Below are 23,953 nucleotides of genomic sequence, written 5' to 3' on the forward strand. Positions count from 1 at the left end.
ATCCAGAAGAAGGAAACGACCAGATGCAACCTCAATTGACTATCGATGATCTGACGATCTCAATCATCGATACCGAGACGGATTCTGCTATTGCAACGCTCACACCGGGCGAGGCTATCTCCGAAGACCTTTTGGCCGGAAAGGACGTGACCCTTTCCGTCGAAGTAAATGACGCAACATTGGCCGATGAGGTTGGAAGTATGCGCCTGAACTTGGGCGATCAGACGCGTTTGGAGAATGTTGAACCCTATGCGTTGTTTGGTGACTCCAACGGTGACTTCCTGACGGGTGAAGCACTTTCTGCGGGTACCTTCGAATTCAGCTTTGATGTGTTTTCCGGTGCTCGCGGACAAGGTGAGACGCTGCTGTCAGAGACTGTCTCGTTCAGCATCGAACCAGACACGGATCCTGACCCCACGCCGGTTGACCCTGATCCCGACCCGGATCCCACACCGGTTGACCCTGACCCAATTGAAGGGGAATCGATCGGTACTGAAAATGACTTTGCGGGCGTTCGGCTTTGGGTGGCAAATGACATCAGTGAAATTGACGATGCGGCGTCCACTGCGGCATTGATGTTGGGTGCGAAGAACATCGCGGACAGCGATGCCAATATCACAGGCTCCTCCGAAACTATGATCTTGGAAGGCGCATTCATCGACACGGATCGGGGTGGTGCACGCCAATGGTTTGACGATGTCGAAAAGGTAGCCTCGGCTGCGTCTGACGCCTATGATATACCCGTCTATTCCCCACGGTCTGACATCGACGTGGGCGCAGGTGAATTTGCTCTGACACGGGATATGACGGCGTCGCTGGAGACAGCCTTCGACAACAACGAGCAAATGATTGTTGTCTCTGGCGGACCCACGACGTTCGCAGGCCAGGTCGTCTCCGATTGGCTTGATGACGCACAGGGTCCAGACCAGATCGCAAAAGCCCAATGGCTCTTGGAGGGTGGGTTTTCACAGGTCACACATGGCGGCGACAATGATGGTGATGACACATTGGACATCGTGCGGGATCCGGGACGCGCGTTCTTCAACAACAGCACATCCGGAGCGGGTCAGTCCGTCACGAACCCATCCGTTCAGGGCTTTTATGAGGACCTCCATGACAAGGCCTTCGACATCCTGATGACCGGGCTGGATACAAGCACGCTCTCTTCCATCGAAGACAGCTTTGTTGAGGACTCACTCCTCATTTCCTTGGAAAACCAGAATAACAACAGTTCTGTCCGTGGACCTGCTGACGGTATTGCAGAGTCGATCGGTGATGATCTCGCACGTGATTTTGCGTTGGACTATACGAAGGACGCCCGATCAGGCGAGATCATTGATATTTCCGATGTCGGGATGCTGGGCATCCTGACCGAAGGTGGCGATCAATTCTCGAGAGCAGATATGTTCGACTTCCTCGCATGATCAGAGCGGACACCGCATTGGATCAAACTTGCGATACCGCTTCATCTGGTGGGACCACACCGTCCCGGCATCTGATTTGGAAACCAGACGTCTGATCCTGTTCCGTCCAAAACACAGAAGAGAAGCCCGCTGCTATGGCGGGCTTCTTGCGTTATACAGTTCAACATCTGACCTAGGTGTTTGATCCCGCGGTTTGATGGTGTGATCCTTTCGCAAGACTGGAAGGAAACACTATGGGACAAATTCGTCATGGCAGCGTCACGACCACGCACGCTGTCCGAGCAGCGATACAATGATCGCAAGCTTCGATCCCGGAACTGAGCCGGGAACTGGGGCCTAATCCCAAGACAGTGGCGCAAGCGCAAAACGGTTGAAGATCAGAAGACTGGACCGAAAGAACCACGCTTAACCGTTCCGAGCGAAGACGAGGAAGCTATGGCCGTCGCGTTTGCGAAGCTAGAGCCCTGTTTGATCGGCATGGAAGCCTGCAGCAGCGCTCGCCATTGGGTCTGCGAGCTATGAAAGCTGAAGTTGCCGTCCACGAAACCAGCAGCAGGCCACCAAACGCCCGATTAGAGAAGTGAACTTTCGCGGCAGGACTTAGGTTTCCACCTTGGGTGGCGGCAGGGCTGAACGATGTTATTCACAGTTTCAACAGTGTACCCTTGCCCTGTGATCTGAAACCAAAGGGATCATCGGTTCCGAATTCGAAAACAGAGCGAAAAATGCTGACAAATAGTGACCTGATTGAACTGACCGAATTTCGCCGCGCGCTTCACCGCCACCCCGAGGTTTCCGGCGAAGAAATGGAAACCGCAAAGACCATAGTGGCAGCACTGCGGCCAATGAACCCCACGCGCATCATTGCGGGGCTTGGCGGCCATGGCGTGGCTGCAATTTTCGACAGCGGACAGAATGGCCCGACAGTGCTTTTTCGGGCCGAACTTGACGCCCTGCCCATCCACGAACGCAATGATACCATCGCGTGGCCCTCACAAATCCCGGGCAAAAGCCACGTTTGTGGCCATGATGGGCACATGACCATGCTACTTGCCCTGGGCCGTCTGATCTCGCGCAGGCCGGTGGTACGAGGCCGCGTTGTCCTGATGTTCCAACCCGCCGAGGAAGATGGAAGCGGCGCAAAGGCGGTTGTCGCGGACCCCGCCTATCAAGACATCAAACCGGACTGGGCCTTTGCCATTCACAACGAGCCGGGAAGCCCATTTGGGTTTGTCTCTACCCGTGTCGGGCTGATGAATTGTGCATCTCTGGGTCTGAAGATTGCGCTGAAAGGGAAAACCGCCCATGCCGCCGATCCGCAGGACGGTGTGTCGCCTGCATTGGCGGTCGCCAAACTGATCCCCGCGCTGGATGCTCTGGGCCACGGTGAGGGCGGCCCGCGCAACGATGATTTCCGCCTCGTGACAATTACCCATGCCAATATCGGAGAGCCGACATTTGGCATCGCTCCGGGTGAGGCCGAGATTTTCGCAACCCTGCGCACGGCCGGTGATGCAGGTCTGGACGGCCTTGAGACGGCGGCGCGTACCCTTGCCACTTCAGTGGCAGAGGAATTCAGGCTGGACGTGACGTTCGAGGTTCACGACCACTTCGCCGCATCTGTAAATGACCCGGAGGCCTATAACGTGGCGACCAAGGCGATGGATGCAATCGGTGTCCCCCATGGCGAGGAAAACGTCCCCATGCGAGCGTCCGAGGATTTTGGCGTGTTCGGTTGGGGGGCAAAGGCGGCCATGCTGTGTTTGGGACCGGGCGAAGATCATGCCGCCCTGCATAACCCGGACTATGACTTTCCCGATGATCTCATCCCGATCGGCAGCGCAATCTTTGAACGCATAGCGCGCAACTTGCTAAGGGATGCGCAAGGGGGCTAGGGCCGCACCCACGCGCGCAGACGCACAGTTTGTTGCATCATGGCGAACCCAAGACGCGGGACCAGTTAGCGCAACACGTCCCGCCAGGAACGTTTCGGCGCAAAGCCCACCATCTCCTTGGCCTTCTTGTTCGAATAAAACGTCTCATTCGGTCCCATCTCGCCCCGCACTTCGACACCGGGGTAGAACCGTGCGATCACCTCGTCAGCGGTAAGGTCCACCGACATGTCATCATTGGACACATTGAACACCTCATAACCCAACCCATCCGTTTTCAGGCAGCAATCCACCATATGCCCCAGGTCTCGGGCATCGATATAGGCAAAGATGTTTCGACGACGCAGCGCCGGGTCCTGCACAAAGGCGGGGAACATCCCGGCATATTCATCCGGCTCAATCACATTGTTGATCCGCAACCCGTATATGTCCGCGCCCGTGCGCGCCTGAAACGACCTCGCCGTCATCTCGTTGCAGACTTTGGACATGGCATAGCTGTCATGTGGCACGGTCGGATGGGTCTCATCGACGGGCACGAAATCGGGCTTCAGCTCTCGATCTGCAAAGCAAATGCCATAGGTGGTCTCGGAGCTTGCAAAGATCACCTTCGGGATGCCAAGTTTCGCGGCCGCCTCAATCACATTGTATGTGCTCAGGCTATTTTGCCGGAAACACTCGCCATCAGTGCCGATCATAACACGCGGGACGGCGGCGAAATGCACGACGGCATCATAAGTGGGAACGCCCGTCCCCTCGTCCAGTTCCGTGCCGTCTGTGAACTGACTCATGGCTCCGATCACCTGGCCCGCATCGCACAGGTCGACCAGTAATTCAGCGCAGTCCAGCCCCGAGGGCACTTGGTCCAGATTGACCACGCGGTGGCCCCGCGCCCGCAGGTGCCGGATGGCCCATTTGCCTGCCTTGCCGCTTCCACCTGTAAAAAGTACCCGCATTGCGCCCTCCAATAATGTGTATCTTGATGCCCGTCGCACCAAACGGCAAAGATGAACCACAAGCCCCAAGGGCGGCAAGACCTTGCAGGTCAACCGTCGCTTGTTGGCCGGACCCCGTCGCAAGAGTCATTTAGACGGCGTGCGTCCCCCCACCTTCAATACAGAGCCAGTCGCTCAACGGGAAAGAAAAGACTGTCCCGATCACATATGCGGCGTTTTGCGCGCAAACACGGCCTTCTCGCATGTACGAACACGTTGCGTCGCAGCTTGGGTGCAGCAAAGGACCACGTCCGTATCACTCACGCTGTTTCGCGACACTCCAGTCCAACGGGTCAAGAAAGACACTGACGATGCCTCGATATCGGGTAATCCCGTCCCGCACGGCGGGCGGCAGGTAGGCCATCAGTGCTTTGCCCGAGGCAGAACAATGCACAGGTTCCAGCATGCCGGGGCGCTGTATCCCGCCCAATGATCCCTTGGCCTCAATCAGGCGCAAGTACACGACATCGGTTCCATTCTGCACCCCAAGGGTCAGATTGCCCTCAAACAGACCATGCAGGCGCATCATCTCGTCCAAGGCGACCGCCTGAATGTCGTATCCCGCATAGGCATTGCGCACGAGGTCGAACACCTTGGGGCCGAGCAGATAGACCTTGGACTCTTTGACATGCTGCACCAGCTGTTCATCAGCCGCGATGCTGAGCAGACGATGCAGCGTGCTCTTGTTCAGCCCCGTTTGCGCGACCAGTTCGGAAAAGGTCAACGGCGTGCGCGCCTCGCTGATCACAGTCACGAGGGACAAAAGTTTCTGGACAATAAAGCTTTTCATGCCAAGCGGAGTACCGTGTTTGAAAATCATCGACGACCGCTCCGCAGAACCGTGGACCCGACGACGCTTGATTGCTTCTTCGTCAAGCGAAAGAAACTGTTTGTGTTCCAAAGATCTCTGAGGCGATGTCGGTCCCTTGCAGACATTCATCTTACCCTGAAAGGTGCGGTGCCGCCGCCAAGAGGCCGCCATTCGCGCATATTGCAGCAATTGCATTTATTGCGAAGCTTGACGAGGATAGCCCCGCTCAGGACCTGCCATTTTTGCGTCGCTCGACCAGCAAAGGTCAAACATGTTCGACGCTCGTTGTTCGAGCCGTCAATCGGGCCGCATATTTGAGATCAATCGGTTCTGACCCCAAGAGCTTTCGGTGGAATTGCAACACCGATATCGTCCGCACCAAACTCGAAAGCCCGCTTTTTGATGTTGGTGCGTCCGGCCCTCAGCCTTCGCGGAAGGCCCGGGTGAAATAGTCGGTCAGCGGTTTGGACAGGTAATTCAGTGGCGATCTTTCGGCGGTTGTGATGAAGGCTTCGACCGGCATGCCGGGCAACAGGATCTGGCCGTTCAGTTTCGTCATCTCGCCCTCTTTGGGCACCAGTTCGACCTGATAATAGGACGCGCCTGTGGCCTCATCGACAAACACATCTGCGGACAGTTTCGTTACCTGCCCGAAAATTTCCGGCGTCATGCGCTGGTCCAGCGCGGCAAAACGCAAGGACGCATCCTGCCCCACATGGACCTGATCCACATCGATGGGATCAACCCGAGACGAGACCACCATCGGCTGGTCCTGCGGGATGATATACATGATGGCTTCTGCGGGTGAGACCACCGATTGCAGGGCAAAGATGCGGCTGCCGTAAACCACGCCGCTGACCGGAGCCCGCACATCCATGCGGGACAGGGTATCCTTGGTGATCAAGCGTTGCTGCACCAGTTCCACTTCCTGAAACTGGAGGTCACGCAGGGCGGTGATCGCCTCTTCGCGCAGACGCGAGGTCAGCGCGATGCGTTCGATATTCAACGCGGCAATCTGCCCGCGCAATTGCGCCACGCTGGCAGTGGTGCTGCCGATCTCTCCCAACAGTCGCGCCTGTTCCCGTTGCAGCGAAGAAACGCGCGACGCCGGCGTAAGGCCCTTTTCAAAGAGCTGCTGGCTGTCGCCAAGTTCGCTCTCGATCAGGCCCTGTTGCGTCTCCAGGGCTGCAAGCTGTGCAGACGCCCCTTCGATCTGGTTTTCGGCCTGCGCGATCTGTTCAAGGATCTGCTCGGAACTTTGCTGCAAGGATGTGGCGCGCGCCTCAAACAGCTGCGCCTGCCCGTCGATCAGCGCCTGTACTTCGGGGTCTTCGGCGGCCAGTTCCTGCAATTCATCCGAGACCACCAAGGCCGAAAGCCCGTCCCGCTCGGCCTTTAGCCGTGCCTTGCGGGCGAGGATTTCAAAAAGCTGTCCCTCGATGACCGCCAACTCGGACACCAGCCGTGTATCGTCAAACTTCAACACCACGTCCCCGGCGGCAACCTGATCCCCGTCCTTCACCATAAGGGCCCCGACGACACCGCCCTCGGGATGCTGGAGCACCTGACGGTTCGATTCCACCTGGATCATGCCCGAGGCGATGACGGCCCCTGAGATGCGGGCCTGCACACTCCACACGCCCAACACGCCGACCAGGATCAGCAGTGCCAAAGCGCCGACGAACAAAGGACCCTTTGCCGTCCATGTCCCGGGTATTTGAGGGGATGCGTTCATTATTCGTTTGCCGTTGCCAAAGACTGTTTGATTTTCTGCACGTTGCTCACCATGGATTTCAGCACCTCGTCGCGAGGGCCGTCCGCCTTGACCTGCCCGCCATCAATGACCATCAGCCGGTCACATTCGGAAATCGCAGAGGGGCGGTGCGTTGTGATGATGACTGCGCGATTGCTCGCCTTGAATTCACTGACCGCGCGGTTCAGCGCCAAAGAGCCATCATTGTCCAGCGCGGAATTGGGCTCGTCCAGGATCAACAGAACCGGGTCCCCGTAAAACGCGCGGGCCAGAGCAATCCGCTGACGCTGCCCCCCCGACAACTGGCTGTCATCGCCGTGCACAATCGTATCGTACCCATCCGGCAGCGTCAGGATCATGTCGTGGGCATTGGCCCGCTTTGCGGCTTCGACAACCTTTGTCCCATCAGGTTCGGTCGACATGCGCGCGATGTTGTCCGCAATCGTTCCCGAAAAGAGCACGACGTTTTGTGGCAGGTAGCCGATATAGGATCCGAGATCATCGGGATCATATTGATCCAGCGTTGCTCCGCCGAACCGCACTTCTCCGGTCGCCACACGTGTCAGGCCCAAAAGTGTTTTGGCCAGTGTCGTCTTGCCCGACCCGCTTTTGCCGATGATCCCCAAAGCCTCCCCCGCACCTAGATAGAAAGAGACGTTTCTCAGGGTCGGGGATTTGGCCCCCGGGGCCATGACGGACACACCCGCAAAGGAGATATTCGCCTCGGGTTGCGGCAAGGTCAGCGTTTTGGGGGCTGGCGGCGTGATTTCCAACAAAGCGCCAAGCGCGGACCAGGCCGCGCGCGCACGCTGCACCATTGCCCATTGCCCGATGGTCTGCTCAATCGGTGCCAATGCGCGGCCCAGCAAGATAGAGCCTGCGATCATCGCCCCGGCCGTCATTTCCCCCTGCAACACCAGATAGGCCCCCACGGCCAGCATGGCGGATTGCAGGAACAGCCGGAAGGACTTTGTCGCAGCTGAAAACAGACCCGTCCAATCGCTGGATTTCATCGTCTGCTGAAGGGACACGTCGCGCATGCTGTGCCAGCGTGCGGACACCGCCGGACCCATCCCCTGTGCCCGCACGACCTCGGAGGATCGGCGGGCCTGTTCGGCAAAACCGCTGGCATGGCTGGAGGCGGTCTGGGCCTCCATCGTCTTGCTCCGCGTCAAAAATCCGTTCAGCAGCGTGATGACAATCAACATCCCACCCCCAAAAACGGCCACCCAGCCCAGCCAGGGATGGAAAATAAAGATCGCGCCCAGAAAGAAGGGCGTCCAGGGGATATCAAAAAGCGCCAACATCACCGGCGAGGTGAAAAGACCCTGAACAGATTCCAGATCACGCAAACCGCTGGCCGGGTTAGCACGTTCCTTGGGCAACAACGCGCGTTTGAGCACCGCATCGAAAACCCGATCATCCAGCCGTGACTGAAAGCGTGCCCCAAAGCGCGCCAGCACCCGCCCACGCGCATAATCCAGCATTGCCATCAGGCCATAAAGCGCACCCACCAGCGCAAAAAGAGCCACCAGCGTCTCTTCGGAACGCGATCCCAGCACCCGGTCATAGACTTGCAGCATGAACAGTGGGCCTGTGAGCATCAGCAGGTTCACAAAGATGCTGAACAGGAACACAGCCCACAAAAGCCAGATGCCTTCCCGGCGGGCTTCGCGCAGCTCGGGAAACCCCGGTTTGGTATTCGCTTTCATCTGTTCAACGCCACACTGATCGATTTTTTCGCAACCTGATCGCCGATATCTGGAATGTCACGGCCTTATTGCGTCACCACGCATTCACGTCGGATTTCCGCCGAAAACCTGTAAGGAGTGATAAAATCAGCCGTTGCCGTTACCGCTTCAACGGGCAATTCCGGACCCCGGATCCACCTATGCCGACCTGTCCGGGCAACATTTCAGGAATTGAGCCCGCCACGCCACGATTATGTCGCCTTCATCAAGCTCCGCGATAAGCGTGACCTCAGCCGTCATGCATTACGGTCCTCTGCTCAGAATCTACGCACACTTTGTACCTGATGTGCCGCTTTGGCCTGATTGTTCCAGTCGATCTTGCGTCCATATCGACCTTATGAGTCACGCGGCTTGTCTAAATGTGTTTTTTGATCAACACTTCCTGACAAGCTGTGTTGGTTTTCTACCGTTTGCAGGCGATGCAGCCAAAGCCAGATGCAGTTTGAGAGGAAGTCTTATGACGAATTCGGTCTTAGTTGCGATAGATGGTAGTGACGGTGGCCAGCGGGCACTTCGGTATGCAAGTGAGCGGGCCAAGCTTGGCGGCGCAAAGTTGATCATAACATACGTCATCGAATGGTCACCTTATTCATTCAATACACCCGAAGAGAACGCAGAGCGTCACATGCGCCGCGAGGAAGAGATCGACAGGGCGACCTCCGGCGTCGTCGAACCCGCAGCAAAGCAGCTGGCGACCGAGGGCATCGAGTATGAAACGGTTGTCCGGCATGGGCCACCAGCGGAAACACTGATCAAACTCGCGGAAAACTTTGGTGTGCAGCAGATTGTAATCGGACGGCGTGGGCAGTCGGGCATCAAGAACCTGCTGTTCGGGAGCGTTGCGGGCAATTTGGTCCAGACCTCGCCCGTACCTGTTGTCGTCGTGCCCTGATACCCCGCTGCAAAGGTCACCCACAGGTGGTGAGCCAACAAAAAAATGGAGAGACAAGTTATGATGAGGTTCCTGGCAACGCTTACGGCTCTACTGCTCTCTACATTGGCCGCACATGCAGGCTTTGACGATACAATCAACGAAATCACGGCACCCATCGCATCAGCGATCGGCAGTTTCGTGTTTTTCAAGATCACCGTTTTGGGAGCCGGGCTTCCGCTGGTTGTCTTATGGCTCGTGATCGGGGCGGTATTCTTCACATTCTATATGGGCTTCGTGAACATCGGCGGCTTCAAACACGCGATCCAACTCGTCCGTGGGGACTATGCCGATCCCGACAGTCCAGGTGAGGTGTCACACTTTCAGGCGCTTGCCACAGCCGTGTCTGGCACGGTCGGCATTGGTAACATCGGTGGGGTTGCTGTGGCCGTGACGATTGGTGGCGCGGGGGCCACCTTCTGGCTGATTGTCGCGGGTTTTCTGGGCATGTCCACCAAGTTTGTAGAATGCACGCTAGGGGTCAAATACCGGCAGGAAAACCCCGATGGATCCGTGTCGGGCGGCCCGATGTATTATATGCGCAAAGGGTTTGAAGAACGCGGCATGGGCGGTTTCGGAAGGTTCATGGGCACGTTCTATGCGATCGGTATCTTTGTTGGTGCCTTGGGCATCGGCAATATGTTCCAATCCAATCAGGCCTATGTGCAGTTGAATACCGTCGCAGGGGGCGCACTTGACGGGCTGGGCTGGTTGGTCGGCCTGATCCTCGCCGCGGTCGTCTTCATGGTCATTATAGGTGGTATCAAGTCCATCGCCCGCGTGACGGAAAAGATCGTCCCCTTCATGGCGATTTTTTACTGCGTGTTCGCGATCATCGTCATCCTGATGAATTTCACATCGATCCCCGCTGCGATTGGCAATATCTTCTCCGGTGCATTTACAGGTGCAGGCGTGCAAGGTGGTGCGATTGGTGCACTGATCATCGGCTTCCAACGTGCCGTCTTTTCGAACGAGGCGGGCATCGGGTCGGCCTCCATCGCGCACGCCGCCGTGAGAACACCAGAACCCGTGACCGAAGGTTACGTTTCGCTGTTGGAGCCGTTCATTGATACCATTGTCATCTGTACGATCACGGCACTGGTCATCGGAACAAGTCAGGTTGCGGACCCGAACTTTGCCGGTGATGCCACAGGCGTGGCGATGACATCGGCTGCCTTTGAGCGGCAGATCAGCTGGTTCCCGCTACCGCTGGCCTTTGGTGCGTTGCTTTTTGCATTCTCGACAATGATTTCGTGGTCATACTATGGGTTGAAGGGTTGGACCTATCTATTTGGTGAAGGCCATATGGGGCAGACGATCTACAAGCTGATGTTCTGCGCGTTTGTGGCACTGGGTTGCATGGTGCAACTGGGACCGATCCTGGATATCTCGGACGCTCTGGTCTTCCTGATCTGTGTGCCGAACATTCTGGGTCTGTACTTCCTCGCACCAATCGTGCGGCGTGAAATGCTAAGCTATAAGGCACGTTTGGCCAACGGCGAGATCAAGAGATATAGCCACTGAACAAAAGGAAACGTCGCCAACATCAACGATATGCACGTCGATACATATCGCTGATGTTGGGGACTTTGCTCCAGTGAAAAATGCAAGCTTGTGCGGAGCAGACCGAACAGTTGCTGGTTGCAAGAGTTGTTGAGCCATATTGACGGCCCAACCCTGAAGGCAAAGCCACATAAGGCGCTCGTATACGTTGCGGCAGCGGCACCACCCCCCCCGATACCTGGACCAACGCTGTGAAAGTCCCAGACGCTGGCAAGCTGCGGCCATCTAAGAGAATTGTCGCGCGCCACCAGATGCGTTTTGGCAGCATCTCGCCCTCAACCTATTGATAGTCGAAAGATCTTTGACAGTTGCGCCGCGCCGGTTCGATACAAGGACCCGTCACGCCACCTGTCCCATCTGTAGGAGAATTGAAACATGTTCGAATTGGCCACCGACCACATCTCACCCTTGTCCGCAGCAACTTATGATCCGACCTCGGGTGACCTCTACCTTGAGTTTGACTATGCGAGGCTGCTTGATACCAAGGGCGAATGGTCCAACGGCAGGCACATCGATGCGGTGACCTTCATGGGAAACGCCTACCCAATCATCATCCACGACGATAACGGCCCGCGCGACAATAACGGACAATATGTCTTTAACGAAAATACGGTGGACAATATCTTCACAATCAATGTTGGTGCAGGCCATGATCCGGCCAATGGCACTTTGTCCTTTGGACTGAGTGACCGCGAAGATGGCACCCGGCAGCTATTCACCTTCGAATTGGATGAAACCGGCGACACGACCGACGGCGGAGCGGCCCCCCTGCCAACGCTGGTCTATGCGGTGAATGCGGGCGGCGATGCGTTTACAGCAGAAAACGGCGTAAAATATCAGGCCGACGATTTCAATAACGGTCGGTCGCATCAAACCGGCACAGATATCGCTGGTACAACAGGCGATGACGCTCTTTATCAGTCGGAACGCTGGAGCGCGAACAGCCTTACCTATGATCTGGAAGTCGACAACGGCACCTATGATGTCGAGTTGAATTTTGCCGAAATTTGGTCTGGTGCTGCGACATCCGGCAAACGTGTGTTTGATGTCTTCGTGGAAGACGAACTTGTTTTCAACAATCTGGACATCACGGATGAGGCGGGCTTCAACACTGCCCTTGATCTGGTCGGTCAGGTGGCGGTGGACGATGGATCGCTCACCATTCGGATCAGCGGAGAAGTTCAGAACCCGAAAATCTCCGGCTTTTCGGTATGGGAAGCTGAAGAGGTCAAAGATAAGGGGTTTTCACAAGGCTCACTCTATGACGATCTCAGTTTTTGAAGCACCCGATCTACGCCTTGGATCACCAGTGCTTGCCCTGAACATTATCTGAGGTGATCCGCGCAAAGACCCATTGAAACCACCCTGCCTCCTGAAACGATCCGCGCCTTTGCTCGCACATAGGGTCAGGGCTGGAAAGCCCGTCGCATTCGAGCGTAAGGTGGCTTAAACGAGCACTTGGGGCGGAACGAAACCGCGACGGGTCCAGTCTTTGATTTTCGCCACCTTAGTACCTCAACGAAGATCCCTGATCGATCGAGGCTCCGGCCACGGCGAAGGACAGGAAATCTGTTCCTCGAACCAACCCCGCTCTAAACCATTTAGGCCAGCATATGCAGCAAGCCCCAGATAGATGCAGCGCGTGCGCATAGCAGCAGAAACAAACGTATTGGAGGTGCCCGAACATTCGAATCTACCCGAGTTCGCTTTCCGTGGACCACCAAACCCATGATCGAAACGAGAGCGAACACGAAAACAGAACTACCATGGATCACACATCCAAATGTATGTGTCTCCACGATCAGTCCCGACGTGCGCGAATTACTGTAGCGGACATTTGCTGCAGTACAGCATCCGGTAAATTGGACTCAATACCCAACGTCGGATGCATCGCGGCATGGTCGCAATGCCTTGCGTACCGCCCGGAGCTGGCTTTGGAGGAGTTATCGCACGCGGCTTTGCGGCTCTCCAGAGGCAGACATTGACAGATCACTCATCCGACGCCGGTTCCACGGGAGAGCTCCGCCAGATTTGCTGGAACCCTACGGTCTGTTCCTGTCATCCCCGCCCGACTGATCACCAATATAGACTGTTTTGGAACGCGGTACCGGCGATAAGTCTTCAACACCGCTGGTAAAAAAAGTGCCCCCAGCCTTGCTTGGCCAGAGGCACTTCCTTCACTGTCACAAGGCGGGTCAAAACAAGACCTCACCCAACGTTCCTTACATACCTTGTGATACAGCAAAGCCGGTAAAGCCACTCAGGCCGAGGTCACCAAGATCGGTCAGCGCACCCGAGCCAAGATCGACCAGATAGAGACCCGCCGTATCTTCGCCGTCGATTTGCAACACGGCATAGGCCATATCAGTGCCCTCCGTGGGTGATACGATGTCAAAGCCACCGGCGTCGGTCACATCGACAGCCTTGCCATCAATCGTCAGCAGACCCACGGTTGCCAGCTCTCCTGCATTGTTGGCGAGCGTGACAAGCGTATTGGCACGGGCGTCCAGTGCATATTGGGCTGTGGATGCCGCCGTCGCCCCGGCGATTGCATTCGTATATGCATTTGCAAAGATCAACGGATCGGCACCCACAGAACTGTCACCCTCCACATAGAATGCGTCCGAAAAGCGACGCACCGAATTGGCCCGTTCATCGCCATCACCGAACCCATCGGGGAAATAAACCAGGTTTGCCCCATCCGCACCCACTGCGCGCACAGCATCAATCTGGTTATTGAAGTCAAACGCGACAGCGCCATCCCCGATTACGGCATCCTCCATGAAGGCGGCCCCAAGGTCCGTCAGCTTTCCGGTCATAAGATCAATGCTGTAGATCGCACCATCGGCATAGCCCAGGAGCTGCCCGGTCACGGGACGGTAGGCAATCGCGCGCACGGGCGTGTCCAGCGCAAACGTCTGGATCTGGTCAAGGGCTGCGATGTCGGCCATGGTGACAAGCGTGCTGCCGTTTTCGGCCAACGCATAGCCCTTGGTTCCGGCGTGCCCCATCGCCAAGGCCGGCGATGCCAGCGAAAGTGTCAGCACAGCGGCGGCGGCGGTCTTCTGGATCATCATGTTGTCGTCCTTTTCGGTTGCAATGACCTGCGCATTTGCAGATCGATTGCCTAAGTCACGTGGGATCGAGGACGAAAGTTTCAGCTGTGCGTCATTTTTTTTCTGATGGACCCATGACAGGCGGAAAAACTCTGACTCCGGAATACGTTGAGGCCATGATTGCCAAATGCGCTTTGGGGGATCGCTCTGCGTTCGAGGCGCTTTATGAAGCGACCAGCGCGAAACTTTTTGCCGTTTGCGTCCGTGTATTGGGAAAGACGCCCATTGCGGAGGACGCCATGCAGGACGCCTACATCAAGATCTGGAACAATGCCGGGCGCTACCGCGTAACTGGCCACTCGCCGATGACCTGGCTGATCACGGTCACACGCAACACGGCCATCGACCGCTTGCGTGCGCAGCGCAGCCACAAGGATCTGGCAGACTATCACGATGTTCTGGCCGCCCCCGGCGCGACGCCCGAACAAGCGGCCATCGCCGCGTCAGAGGCCGGTCGGTTGGCCGAGTGCATCTCCACTCTGCCACAGGACCGGGCAACCGCGATAAAGGGAGCCTACCTTGAGGGCTACAGCTATTCTGACCTGGCCGACGCAGCCGGGGTGCCGCTCAACACCATGCGCACCTGGTTGCGGCGCGGATTGATCGCCCTGCGGGAGTGTATGAGCCAATGATCGACAATCCGGACACAGATGACATGCTGGCTGCGGAATATGCTATCGGGCTTCTCGAAGACGCCGCCCTTGACGAGGCGCGCGAGCGTGCCATGTCTGATCCCGTCTTTGCCGCCCGCATCATAGAGTGGGAGGCGCGCCTGTCACAGATGGCAGACTTGAAGCCCGTGAACCCACCCGCCGCAGCGAAGGCAGCTGTGATCCGGCGTTTGTTTCCACAGGCACCCCATCTGTCATTCTGGAAGCGCGCAGGGCTGTGGCAGACCCTTACCGGTACCGGGGTCGCCGCACTTCTGTTGCTGGCCATTACCTCGTGGCAAGCCGGAGTGCCGCAACGGACCGGGCCGCTATACACAGCCGAAATCACATCGCAAACCGGTGACTTCCGCGTGGTGGCCGTTGTGGACAAGACGCGTAACGAGGTGATCCTGACCCGCACTGCCGGGGCGGCTCCTGCGGGGCGCATATTGCAGGTCTGGGCGCACGGACCGGATGAACCCGCCCAATCTGTTGGACTTTGGCCCGAAGGGGAGAGCGTCCGCCTGCCCTTGCCGCCTGAGATTGCAGCTGTTCAGGGCACCTTGACCTTAGGCGTGTCCGAAGAGCCACCTGGCGGCTCACCAACAGGCTTACCGTCAGGTCGGGTGTTTGGCACCGTCGGTATCCCGAACGTCTTGGACGCCATCTGACCAAAGAGCCTGTTGAAGGTCTGTTCCTCAAACGGAGCGCGAGATTGCCAAAGCCAATACTCTTGCGCCATTGGCGATACCGGCCGCATTTGGCCATTTGGTTTTGGCAAGAAGGGGGGATGTCCGCAGTGCGGACCAAAGTAACCAACGATACTGAATGAATTCAGGTCTGCTTTTCAACAAACGATATCATGCCGCCATGTATCCTGTCATTTTGGCTTTTGCGCATTTAATACCTGGCATAATTCCTGAGCCTGTCGCGAGGTCATACAAGGACGCGCCATCGGGCCATAGTCACCGCCCAAACTCTTGAGTGCGTTTGTAAGTTCATACCTCAAACGGTTTCCGATGAATTCCAGAGCTGCTTTGCCGGGGAAGAAACTCTCCACTGGGGCTCCGTTTGCGAAAACCACACTATGGCGATCCCACAATAGGGCATGATACACGACATGCCGCTTGCCCTTGCAGATCCGTACACCCGCCAAATCTACCAGACCCTTTGCGGGCGCGAAAACTTCGCGCTGTGTTGCCGGCACTTCTATCAAAATGCAGAGCCCGAAGAGACGATCGAGGCGCTGCAAACCTATCACGAAGAAATGAGAAAATTGATCAACCAGCATGGCGCGGACATCGATCTTCGCATGGGTCACGGGGTGATGGTGCTGTTCAATGACCTCGTCCCTCGTGACGATCCTGCGGGGGATGTGGTCAGGCTTGCGGTTGCGATGCGCGCACAAATGGCTAAGCTGTGTACGGTGTGGAAACGGCTGGGCCACCGTCTCGGATTTGGTGTTGGCGTCTCTCTGGGCTATGCGATGAGGCGGATGACGGTGAAATCCTACCGAGTAAGCGGGCGAGAATTACGGTTGAGGATGACTTCAAGGTCAAAACGAAAGGTGAACTCAGCCTCAAGGGCATCCGCGAACCCATAAAGATGTTCAGGCTTACGAGCGATGCCCGATTTTTTCAACAGGTGCTGGATTGGTTCAGGCCCATCACGGAACGGATAAAGAACGCGACAAAATTGGAACCTCGCGCCATCTGCTCAAACGGCTGCTTTCAGCGGAGCGAGGTCGTGGCTGGACATAACGACGTCTGGAATATCCTGCTCTCCTGCCCGACCTGATAAACGCACGACCACCCAACACGTTGGATCGGCATCACAGCCTTACTTTGGCACAACACGTCGCTTGCTGTCGCCATGACATTTCCAAAAAGGCTGTGTAACACTAGTATTATTCCGGAAATACCCTCTATCGGTGCGGACCGGGGCGCTACGACAAGCACGTCAAGAGATGCCTTCAACGTAGCCTCTTGAGCAGGAGATTTAATGAGAAGAATACTTCTGGGTTTCGGGGCACTCGCATTTCTTGTTGTCGGAGCGTGGATTGGCGCGCGTCACGAGGTGACCTCGCAGGCGGTGCCCGTTGTTGCGCCCGGTGCGGGTGCCGCGGAACGCGGAGCGGCTGCTTTTGTCGGCGCGGCATTTGGCGGGTTGAGCCTGCAAGCCTTGGAAAGTCACGCGGTACCCTGGAAATTGATGACGGCAGCCCTTGTCCTTGAGGCGGTTGATCAGAGCCCAACGCTTTCAACCGACCGCGACACGCTGAATAAGGTGCTGACCTCATTCGGGTTTCTTGTGCAGGCCCGGATCAAGAATATGCCGGACGGTGTACCCGGCGCGCCGGGCGCGTTGCCACTGGGTGTGACACATGGGGTGATCTCTCCGATGGTGGGGCTGCCGGTACATGTGGCCAATCTGGGATGCGCGGCCTGTCATGCCGGTGTGACCTACGGCGCTGATGGTGTCCCCGACCCCGCCGCCGCATGGATTGGGATGCCCAACAGTTCCCTGAACCTCGAAGCCTATACACAGTCCATTTTTCGAACACTCAAAGCCTATCAACAGAGGCCGGATCTGTTGATCGAAACGGTTATGGCGCTGCATCCCGATACAGGCTGGCGCGAGCGCCAAACGTTGCGATGGCTGATCTTGCCGTTGGTCGGTGCGCGGCTGGATCAGATCGACGACGATCGTGCACTGCCTTTCGTCAATGGGGTTCCGGGCAGCACCAACGGGGTTGCCGCGCTCAAACATGTGTTTGGGGTACCGTTTCTCGGGGCTGACCTTGCCGATGCGGGTATCGTCTCTATTCCGGACCTTGGATACCGGCACTGGCGCAGCAGTCTGCTGGTCGACGGAGCCTATGCCATCCCGCAAACCGAACGACAAACCGAGACAACGGCCGTGGACAATACGGCCGAAAAGCGGACCGCTTTGGCGACAATCACGACATTCTTTACGGTACCCAGCATGGGCGTTCACCCAAGCACGGCAATTCAGTCCATCCCCGTAGCCGAAGACATCCTTGCCTTTCTGGATAAAACCTACAGACCGCAACCCTTTCCCGGCGTGATTGATCGCGATCTGGCCCTGAGAGGGGCGGCAGTCTACGGGGAGCAGTGCAGCAGCTGTCATGGCACCTATACCGTTGCAGGGGTGTTGCCAGACATCATTTCGTTCCCGAACTGGCTTGGCGATGTTGGTACCGATCCGCTCAGGGCGCAGACCTTCACGCAAGACCTTGTCGCTGTCTTTGAGGACACGGCCTATCGCGATCAAATCGCCGTTGAACGCACTGGGGCCTATGCCGCGCCGCCACTGAGTGGCATATGGGCCTCGGCCCCGTATCTGCATAACGGAACGGTCCCGACCATATGGCACTTGCTGACACCCGAGGCCCGACCAGAGACGTTTGAACTGGGCGGGCACATGCTCGACTTCTCGCGTTTGGGGCTGAAATTGGAAGACGGGCGATATCCGCGAGATTACATCCCCTTTTCCACGCCGGTCGTTCTGGACACAGGCCAACCGGGTCTGAGCAGCAAGGGGCATGCGTTTGGTGCAACGCTGAGCGAGGCGGACAAGACCGCTTTGATCGAGTTTCTCAAACAGCTTTAGAGGATAAGCGCGTCGACGGAGCGTCGCGCAGGAGGGAACGGGGCATGCGGCGGGCGGTGCCCGATCCGAAAGGCGGAAACGATGCGGCGGTCCTTGGGCAATTCCGCCATCCCGGCCAAAGCCTCGGCGCTCGTCAGATCATCGGCCAGAGCGGTGAGCACAGAGGCCCCGAAACCAGCAGCTTCGATCCTGAGCCAGGCCCGGTAGAAGGCGCGACCGCTCACAAACGGGTCTTCGCCCTTGGGGCGGTGAAATACCACGATGGCGGTTGCGGCAGCCGTCTTTTGTTCCTCAGACAGCAGTTTTTCCGCAAGACCGCAGGCTAACAAAGGGCGAAATCCAAAGCCCAGCAACACTTTCGCGCCGATCCTTTCAAAGAACCCCAGTCGCATCGCATCGGCATTCAGGCCGTCGCGCGCCCAATTCGGATGACTGCGCCGCAATCGCATCCACGAGACAAGCTCTGTGCGAAAGTCATCCCGTCTGGTGAACGTGAAACTGGCCGTATCCAGCAGTTTCGCAATGAGCCGGATCATTTCAGAAGCTGTGAACACGTGGCAATCTGCATCAGCAAGTGTCTGTGCGACTTGGCGGCCTTCATCCGTTGGGGCTTTGAACGCACCGCGCCAGCTTTGCCGGGTGATCACATGCCGGGCCAGCGCATCCCCTTGTGGGGTGCCGGCGGTCTCCGGAGCGAAAGTCAGTCGGGCGATGGGGCGCATGTCGCTGGTGCCGTCATCCGTCACCAGATCGTGCGATATGCGCAATCCTTCCTGCGCCGCAGCCAGCACCATCCCCTCAAGCGCCGCACCCAGGCTCATCGCGGCATCATGGCCTGTGGGATCTGCGGCAGGCAGGCGCACCTTGTGGTCTTCGAACAACCAAATCCGATCCCCCTCAAGCTTCCAGCGGGCCGGTTGAACGTTGTGAACACTGGGGGCCAGACTGGCCCGCGCAACCAGCTGCCGGAACAAATCAGGCGTCATGTCAGGTCTTTCCTGAACAAATGAAGGCGATGCAACGGGGTGGCCCCGATCTTGGACATCATTCGTAGGGACGCCTGATTTTCGTCCGCAATCCAGGTGATGCCAAGCTGTTCATAACCAGCCCCGCGCAGTTGCGTGAGGGTTCGCGAAAGCATTGCGCTCATCAGGCCGCGCCCGTGGCACGACTTGGCAACGGAGTAGAAAATGATCACTGCACGTTTGCGCCGCAGCCGGAAGCGCAGGAAGTGAAACGGGGTCATCAGTGTAAAGCGCGAGCGTGTCGCCTTGAGAAAGCCGTTGAGATCGGGAATGCAGATCACGACGCCGACGGGCTCATCACCCTTGGCCAGAACCGCGGACAGTCGGGGGTCGATAATGCTCATCATCTCACCCGCCTGAAAGTTGAATTCCCCGGCTGTCAGGGGCACGAACATCGCATTGTCCGAAAACCCGTCATTGAGCACCTGCCTTGCCTCTTCCATACGTGCGGCGAAGGTTTTGCGCCGGACCGGGGCGAAAGCACAGTCCGTTTCCAGCTGTAACGGGGGTATTTTGGCCTTGGCCAGATCCAGCTCAAACGTGGTCACAGGAAAGACGGGTACAAAACCGTTCTGGCGCAAAAGCCTTGGAATATGCGGCGGGTTCACGACCATGTCGGTATAGGCTTTGCGCTCAAAATGGTCAGTCTGCACGCCCATCTGCTGCATCGCCGTGAGGTTGAAATTCCCGACAAGTTCTTCGTGCCCCTTGCTTCGGGCCCATCCTTCGGCCTTGTCCAGCAAGGCCCTGGCAATCTCGGTGTCATCAGCACAGTCAAAGAAACCGAACGAGGCGTGTTTGGTCCCGTAAAGCTTGTTTGAGGCGATATGATCATGCACCACGATCCGTCCCAACGGGATCCCGTCGCGAAAGGCGGTGAAATAGTTGAAGACCTCGTTGCTTGGGAAAAGCGGGTTTGTACCTGCGATCAAGGCACGCTTAAGGTCAGACTTCAGCGGAGATACATAAGGCGTGCTGTCCTCATAGGCCTGAAACGGGACCTCGAAGAATGACGCAAAATCGCGTTCGACGATCTCAATCATGCGATGCGTCCCGCTCGGCCAGAAGGACTGCGAGCCGCTGTGCAATCCGCAATTCCAGTTCCAGTTGCCGCGATTGGGCGAGCGCGGGCACATTCAGCGCCATGGTGCGAAGCGGGTCCTTGGACACCAACATAACATGGCTGGCTTCGAATTTGCGAAAGAACCATGCAAACTGCTCGGAGAGCTTTGGATTGCCAAGCAGGTCCAGATCTTTCGAGGACACGACGCCACGGCGGATCAGGTGATCTTTGAACACCGCATCGAAATCCCCCAGACTATCAGCGTTCAGGATCAACGCGCCCGAGGTCAACGCCCTCGTTTGAAGCGCCTGCAAGAACGCATCATGGCTGCTCAGACCATCGTCGGCCAAGACATCAAGCACCCGCCCGACCTTGACCTCGCGCCTGATCAGCCGGGCCTGATAGAAGATCAAGGCCAGCAAACCCACACTGACGACAATCGCCATCACCTGCACCGTTGTGCGCACATCAAGCCCGGCGAGTTCCATGATGCAGAGCGACGCAATAGCGAGACCCGCAGCAAGTGCCGCGGTGGCCGAGACGACTTCGGATTGCGTCGCATCACTGCGGCGAAGCGTCAGGCCAAGCCAGCACATGGCCAGAATGGCAATACCTGACAACCGCACCGGAAAGTCCAGAAACTCGGTTCGGAAATCCGATATGGTCAGTGGCACGATCAGGGCGAGGGACAGTGCCAGCCGGTCGATTGTCGTGTTTTCCGCCACCGACAGGCTTTTCCTGTCTCGCGCCAGAACAAGGACGGTCAGTGCTACAACAGTCAGGACTTGAAAGCCCGCCAGCGAAATAATGGCCAAAAACGCCTGAGTTGGTGGTGTCACCGCGGCCACAACCGCAAAGACAAGCGCCCCGACAGCGGCCCATGCCTTCAGGATGAGCGGCGCGTGCCGGCGCAGCAATGCCTCGACCACCAGGAGCATCGCAAGCGGGACGAGGCCGGCAAAGGCAAAGGTCAAACGCCCGATCCCTTCTGCACCCGTAAGCCATTGCAAAAGCCGGATGGCCAACAGCGCGGCCACGACCTGGATCGCAAATAGAAACCGCCTTGTCAGCACGGTTCTGGGGCGCTGCATGCGCAATACCTGCCCGAACAGCGCCAGACCAAACAGGCTTGCCAACGTAACAACACTGTCGGCAATCAATTCCGGCGAAAAGCCCGTCATGCCATCATGCGTCGCAAAAAGCGGGTGACGACGGGCCGCAGCACCGCTGCCGTGATAGGATTGCGTGGATGTTCGACCCGCGCAGCGTAGGGGTTAAAAAACCACCCACGGTGGTCCGCACCCGGCGGACGCCCCAGAATGCCATTGACCACTTCATAGGCCATCAGCATCCCGGTCGAGATCACCATGGGTGCAAAAGACATGCGGCTGCGTTTACCGGCTGTGACTTCACCAGCCAGCTCAAGGTCGATGTAGCGGCGCGAAGAAGAATGCAACACCACATAGGTCGCCTCTGCAAAAAAGGCGCTCTCGCGTTGCGCCTGGCTGAGTGCATCCCAAGCGGTGCCAATGGTTGGATATCCCAACCGTTCTTCCGGCATCGGATCTTTTGGCTGCGTCACAAAGACGGATGGCAGCGGAGAGGCATAGGCGTCGATCACGGCACGTTCAGCCTCGCGCGATTGGCGGTACAGCAAAAGTGATGCACCAAGGTCGTCTGTCCCGTTGACGACGATTTTGCTGTCTGCCACAGCGCTTTGCACATGGTCCGGCCACTCGTCCCGATAGACCGTGATCTCCATCTCGGGATTGATTTGCAGGCACAGATCGCGCGTGGCCTCGGCTTTTTGCCCCCCGATGGTGTCACGAAAGGCAAAGACCTGCCGGTTCATGTTCGATGTCTCGAACGCGTCGATATCCGCAAGGATCAGTCGCCCGACACCCATGCGCGCCAGCCCCATGACACAAGCGCCCCCCATGCCGCCCGTGCCACACACAAAAACCTGTGCCGCACGCAGGCGGGCTTGTTCCTCTGGCGTTACAAACCCGATATTGCGGTTTGTGAAATCATCGTAGGAAAAGGTCAAATCGGGTCCTTTCGCGGGCGCAACGTGCCAAAATGCCGGTTGCTGTCGAACCAGTGCAGTGCGGGCAGGATCACCCGTTGCAGCATCAAGGCCACCAGGGTCACACCGACACTGGCAAGAGACGCCCGGGGCACCGAATTCTTCAGATAGCCACTGGCCGTCGCCAGATCGATCTGTCCAAGCTGCAATACGTCATCACCCCGGTCGTAGTCCAACAGGTTCTGACAGAACTCGTTGTAAATAGCATTGCGGTGGTGGGGGGCTTCCTCAAAGGTCTTCTTTAGATCGTCCGAGCCTCCGGTATAGGCATTGGTGATGACAAAGCGGTCTTCATCAAACCCGGCATCGGCCCCTACCCCGAAAACGTACCGGTGCTCTGCCATGATCGTGCGCGCCAGCAGGAGATGCTGCAAGGATCTCTCCTTGGACCGCCGGGGCGTTGGGAATACATCGTCAAAGGTCTCCGCGACCATGCCCACAATGGCAGGCACCTGCGTGACGTTTGACACCCAAAGCGGACGCATCTGATTGCGAAACAACAACAAGATGCAGGTCAGACCGTACAGAACCCACGACAATCCCTGCGATTGCTGGTCTGGATCCACCATGACCAACCCCAGATGCAACACCTCCATCGGCTCCGTCATCGTCGTGATATCCATCAGAGCCAGCGCGTTGAATGCGACTGGCTGCCGGGTGTCCTTGCGGCGTACAATCGTGACAATCGTGGACTTCAGCCGTTCCGGATCACCTGAAAACACGCCATAGGTCAATGACCCACGCGCGAGCGTTTTCGAAGCGACCGTAACAAGATCAGCCGACAGCGACGCCAATTCCTCCTGTGACATCCACAGCCCCGGACGCTCGACAATCCGCGTTTCAAAATGTTTGCCCGTGGACAGGGTCAAATCGAGCCGTGGCTGAAACAATGCGCGCACAAACCCGGACATAAACAGATCCTTCAAAGCCTTTGGCCAGCACAGGGTTTGTCCCTTTGCGCTCAACGCCCGAGCCTAAATCTGGCACCATGCTGATCGCAATATCTTTATTCGTGCAGACGGGTTTATTCTTTGCAAAGCGCGATGTTCTTGTAGCAGTCGCGGTCTCACTCATATCCAGTTGCGCCCCTGGGACAGGACGTTGTGCTGCGAGTGATGTAACGTACGGTACGTAAAGCCGCGTACGGTCCCCGTAGGCCTCTCGCTGCTTCGCCTTATTGCTACGGCGATTTTTTTCCGATAACGCCCGGTGCGGAAATGCCCCACGTGGCCATTCAGACCATAGTGCATGGAATGTGTGCTG

Annotated in this window: 20 protein-coding genes; 9 read left to right on the forward strand and 11 right to left on the reverse strand. The window is 57.4% G+C overall.

Annotated features, from left to right (window positions below; all coding sequences use genetic code 11):
* Positions 1-23: 23 nt before the first annotated feature.
* Positions 24-1,424 (forward strand): hypothetical protein, encoded by a 1,401-nt coding sequence (locus Q0859_RS17415; protein ID WP_299153595.1) that lies wholly within the window; start codon positions 24-26, stop codon positions 1,422-1,424.
* 725 nt (positions 1,425-2,149) lie between these two features.
* Positions 2,150-3,319 carry an amidohydrolase gene (locus Q0859_RS17420; protein WP_299153596.1) on the forward strand — a complete coding sequence of 390 codons (1,170 nt, stop codon included), beginning with the start codon at positions 2,150-2,152 and terminating at the stop codon, positions 3,317-3,319.
* Positions 3,320-3,384: 65 nt separating this feature from the next.
* Here Q0859_RS17420 and Q0859_RS17425 read toward each other — a convergent pair whose 3' ends face one another.
* From Q0859_RS17425 to Q0859_RS17440, 4 genes are all read right to left on the reverse strand, one after another.
* Complete coding sequence (locus Q0859_RS17425) at positions 3,385-4,269, reverse strand: NAD(P)-dependent oxidoreductase (RefSeq protein ID WP_299153601.1); 885 nt, start codon at positions 4,267-4,269, stop codon at positions 3,385-3,387.
* A gap of 295 nt (positions 4,270-4,564) precedes the next feature.
* Positions 4,565-5,098, reverse strand: a complete 534-nt coding sequence (locus tag Q0859_RS17430; protein WP_299153604.1) for a helix-turn-helix domain-containing protein — start codon at positions 5,096-5,098, stop codon at positions 4,565-4,567.
* Positions 5,099-5,540: 442 nt separating this feature from the next.
* Positions 5,541-6,854 carry an HlyD family type I secretion periplasmic adaptor subunit gene (locus Q0859_RS17435; RefSeq protein WP_299153606.1) on the reverse strand — a complete coding sequence of 438 codons (1,314 nt, stop codon included), beginning with the start codon at positions 6,852-6,854 and terminating at the stop codon, positions 5,541-5,543.
* Positions 6,854-8,584: a type I secretion system permease/ATPase gene (locus Q0859_RS17440; protein WP_299153609.1), complete on the reverse strand. Its 1,731-nt coding sequence runs from the start codon at positions 8,582-8,584 to the stop codon at positions 6,854-6,856. Before Q0859_RS17440 ends, Q0859_RS17435 begins: the two co-directional genes overlap by 1 nt.
* Positions 8,585-9,080: 496 nt before the next feature.
* Here Q0859_RS17440 and Q0859_RS17445 point away from each other — a divergent pair, with 496 nt between their 5' ends.
* The 3 genes from Q0859_RS17445 to Q0859_RS17455 all read left to right on the forward strand — a co-directional run bounded on the left by Q0859_RS17445 (position 9,081) and on the right by Q0859_RS17455 (position 12,398).
* Positions 9,081-9,515 carry a universal stress protein gene (locus Q0859_RS17445; RefSeq protein ID WP_299153613.1) on the forward strand — a complete coding sequence of 145 codons (435 nt, stop codon included), beginning with the start codon at positions 9,081-9,083 and terminating at the stop codon, positions 9,513-9,515.
* Positions 9,516-9,575: 60 nt separating this feature from the next.
* Positions 9,576-11,078, forward strand: coding sequence for an alanine/glycine:cation symporter family protein (locus tag Q0859_RS17450; protein WP_299153615.1), 1,503 nt, complete (start codon positions 9,576-9,578; stop codon positions 11,076-11,078).
* A gap of 414 nt (positions 11,079-11,492) precedes the next feature.
* Positions 11,493-12,398: a malectin gene (locus tag Q0859_RS17455; protein ID WP_299153618.1), complete on the forward strand. Its 906-nt coding sequence runs from the start codon at positions 11,493-11,495 to the stop codon at positions 12,396-12,398.
* Between the two features lie 941 nt (positions 12,399-13,339).
* On the opposite strand, the gene Q0859_RS17460 is transcribed toward Q0859_RS17455, so the two are convergent.
* Positions 13,340-14,191 (reverse strand): DUF4394 domain-containing protein, encoded by an 852-nt coding sequence (locus Q0859_RS17460; RefSeq protein ID WP_299153620.1) that lies wholly within the window; start codon positions 14,189-14,191, stop codon positions 13,340-13,342.
* A 116-nt stretch (positions 14,192-14,307) separates the two neighbouring features.
* On the opposite strand from Q0859_RS17460, the gene Q0859_RS17465 reads away from it, so the two are divergent.
* Positions 14,308-14,865 (forward strand): sigma-70 family RNA polymerase sigma factor, encoded by a 558-nt coding sequence (locus Q0859_RS17465; RefSeq protein WP_299153622.1) that lies wholly within the window; start codon positions 14,308-14,310, stop codon positions 14,863-14,865.
* Positions 14,862-15,554, forward strand: a complete 693-nt coding sequence (locus Q0859_RS17470) for an anti-sigma factor (RefSeq protein WP_299153625.1) — start codon at positions 14,862-14,864, stop codon at positions 15,552-15,554. Before Q0859_RS17465 ends, Q0859_RS17470 begins: the two co-directional genes overlap by 4 nt.
* 209 nt (positions 15,555-15,763) lie before the next feature.
* Here Q0859_RS17470 and Q0859_RS21530 read toward each other — a convergent pair whose 3' ends face one another.
* Positions 15,764-16,090: a Hint domain-containing protein gene (locus Q0859_RS21530; protein ID WP_366523219.1), complete on the reverse strand. Its 327-nt coding sequence runs from the start codon at positions 16,088-16,090 to the stop codon at positions 15,764-15,766.
* Here Q0859_RS21530 and Q0859_RS17475 point away from each other — a divergent pair.
* Complete coding sequence (locus Q0859_RS17475; RefSeq protein ID WP_299153627.1) at positions 15,992-16,486, forward strand: adenylate/guanylate cyclase domain-containing protein; 495 nt, start codon at positions 15,992-15,994, stop codon at positions 16,484-16,486. The two genes, Q0859_RS21530 and Q0859_RS17475, sit on opposite strands and share 99 nt — an antisense overlap.
* Positions 16,487-16,884: 398 nt before the next feature.
* On the forward strand, positions 16,885-18,516 hold the full coding sequence (locus Q0859_RS17480) for a hypothetical protein (RefSeq protein WP_299153630.1): 1,632 nt from the start codon (positions 16,885-16,887) through the stop codon (positions 18,514-18,516).
* On the opposite strand, the gene Q0859_RS17485 is transcribed toward Q0859_RS17480, so the two are convergent.
* From Q0859_RS17485 to Q0859_RS17505, 5 genes are read right to left on the reverse strand one after another with little or no spacing between them, the layout of a single operon-like run.
* Positions 18,513-19,502: a hypothetical protein gene (locus Q0859_RS17485; protein ID WP_299153631.1), complete on the reverse strand. Its 990-nt coding sequence runs from the start codon at positions 19,500-19,502 to the stop codon at positions 18,513-18,515. The genes Q0859_RS17480 and Q0859_RS17485 overlap by 4 nt on opposite strands.
* Positions 19,499-20,584 carry a GNAT family N-acetyltransferase gene (locus Q0859_RS17490; protein ID WP_299153633.1) on the reverse strand — a complete coding sequence of 362 codons (1,086 nt, stop codon included), beginning with the start codon at positions 20,582-20,584 and terminating at the stop codon, positions 19,499-19,501. The genes Q0859_RS17485 and Q0859_RS17490 overlap by 4 nt, the downstream gene beginning before the upstream one ends.
* Entirely contained in the window at positions 20,577-21,785 is a 1,209-nt protein-coding gene (locus Q0859_RS17495) for a hypothetical protein (protein WP_299153634.1), read from the reverse strand. The genes Q0859_RS17490 and Q0859_RS17495 overlap by 8 nt, the downstream gene beginning before the upstream one ends.
* The gene (locus tag Q0859_RS17500; protein ID WP_299153635.1) at positions 21,782-22,651 is read right to left on the reverse strand and encodes a ThiF family adenylyltransferase; all 870 of its coding nucleotides are present in this window, start codon (positions 22,649-22,651) and stop codon (positions 21,782-21,784) included. The genes Q0859_RS17495 and Q0859_RS17500 overlap by 4 nt, the downstream gene beginning before the upstream one ends.
* Positions 22,648-23,616, reverse strand: coding sequence for a hypothetical protein (locus tag Q0859_RS17505; protein WP_299153638.1), 969 nt, complete (start codon positions 23,614-23,616; stop codon positions 22,648-22,650). The genes Q0859_RS17500 and Q0859_RS17505 overlap by 4 nt, the downstream gene beginning before the upstream one ends.
* Positions 23,617-23,953 lie beyond the last annotated feature (337 nt).

It is taken from the genome of uncultured Tateyamaria sp. (genome assembly GCF_947497045.1).
Lineage (GTDB): Bacteria > Pseudomonadota > Alphaproteobacteria > Rhodobacterales > Rhodobacteraceae > Tateyamaria.

What these genes read in the sequence shown, in the direction of transcription:
- Q0859_RS17415 (WP_299153595.1), top strand. Translation starts at nt 24, where the DNA reads ATGCAACCTCAATTGACTATCGATGATCTGACGATCTCAATCATCGAT.
- Q0859_RS17420 (WP_299153596.1), top strand. Translation starts at nt 2,150, where the DNA reads ATGCTGACAAATAGTGACCTGATTGAACTGACCGAATTTCGCCGCGCG.
- Q0859_RS17425 (WP_299153601.1), bottom strand. Translation starts at nt 4,269, where the DNA reads ATGCGGGTACTTTTTACAGGTGGAAGCGGCAAGGCAGGCAAATGGGCC.
- Q0859_RS17430 (WP_299153604.1), bottom strand. Translation starts at nt 5,098, where the DNA reads ATGAAAAGCTTTATTGTCCAGAAACTTTTGTCCCTCGTGACTGTGATC.
- Q0859_RS17435 (WP_299153606.1), bottom strand. Translation starts at nt 6,854, where the DNA reads ATGAACGCATCCCCTCAAATACCCGGGACATGGACGGCAAAGGGTCCT.
- Q0859_RS17440 (WP_299153609.1), bottom strand. Translation starts at nt 8,584, where the DNA reads ATGAAAGCGAATACCAAACCGGGGTTTCCCGAGCTGCGCGAAGCCCGC.
- Q0859_RS17445 (WP_299153613.1), top strand. Translation starts at nt 9,081, where the DNA reads ATGACGAATTCGGTCTTAGTTGCGATAGATGGTAGTGACGGTGGCCAG.
- Q0859_RS17450 (WP_299153615.1), top strand. Translation starts at nt 9,576, where the DNA reads ATGATGAGGTTCCTGGCAACGCTTACGGCTCTACTGCTCTCTACATTG.
- Q0859_RS17455 (WP_299153618.1), top strand. Translation starts at nt 11,493, where the DNA reads ATGTTCGAATTGGCCACCGACCACATCTCACCCTTGTCCGCAGCAACT.
- Q0859_RS17460 (WP_299153620.1), bottom strand. Translation starts at nt 14,191, where the DNA reads ATGATCCAGAAGACCGCCGCCGCCGCTGTGCTGACACTTTCGCTGGCA.
- Q0859_RS17465 (WP_299153622.1), top strand. Translation starts at nt 14,308, where the DNA reads ATGACAGGCGGAAAAACTCTGACTCCGGAATACGTTGAGGCCATGATT.
- Q0859_RS17470 (WP_299153625.1), top strand. Translation starts at nt 14,862, where the DNA reads ATGATCGACAATCCGGACACAGATGACATGCTGGCTGCGGAATATGCT.
- Q0859_RS17475 (WP_299153627.1), top strand. Translation starts at nt 15,992, where the DNA reads ATGATACACGACATGCCGCTTGCCCTTGCAGATCCGTACACCCGCCAA.
- Q0859_RS17480 (WP_299153630.1), top strand. Translation starts at nt 16,885, where the DNA reads ATGAGAAGAATACTTCTGGGTTTCGGGGCACTCGCATTTCTTGTTGTC.
- Q0859_RS17485 (WP_299153631.1), bottom strand. Translation starts at nt 19,502, where the DNA reads ATGACGCCTGATTTGTTCCGGCAGCTGGTTGCGCGGGCCAGTCTGGCC.
- Q0859_RS17490 (WP_299153633.1), bottom strand. Translation starts at nt 20,584, where the DNA reads ATGATTGAGATCGTCGAACGCGATTTTGCGTCATTCTTCGAGGTCCCG.
- Q0859_RS17495 (WP_299153634.1), bottom strand. Translation starts at nt 21,785, where the DNA reads ATGACGGGCTTTTCGCCGGAATTGATTGCCGACAGTGTTGTTACGTTG.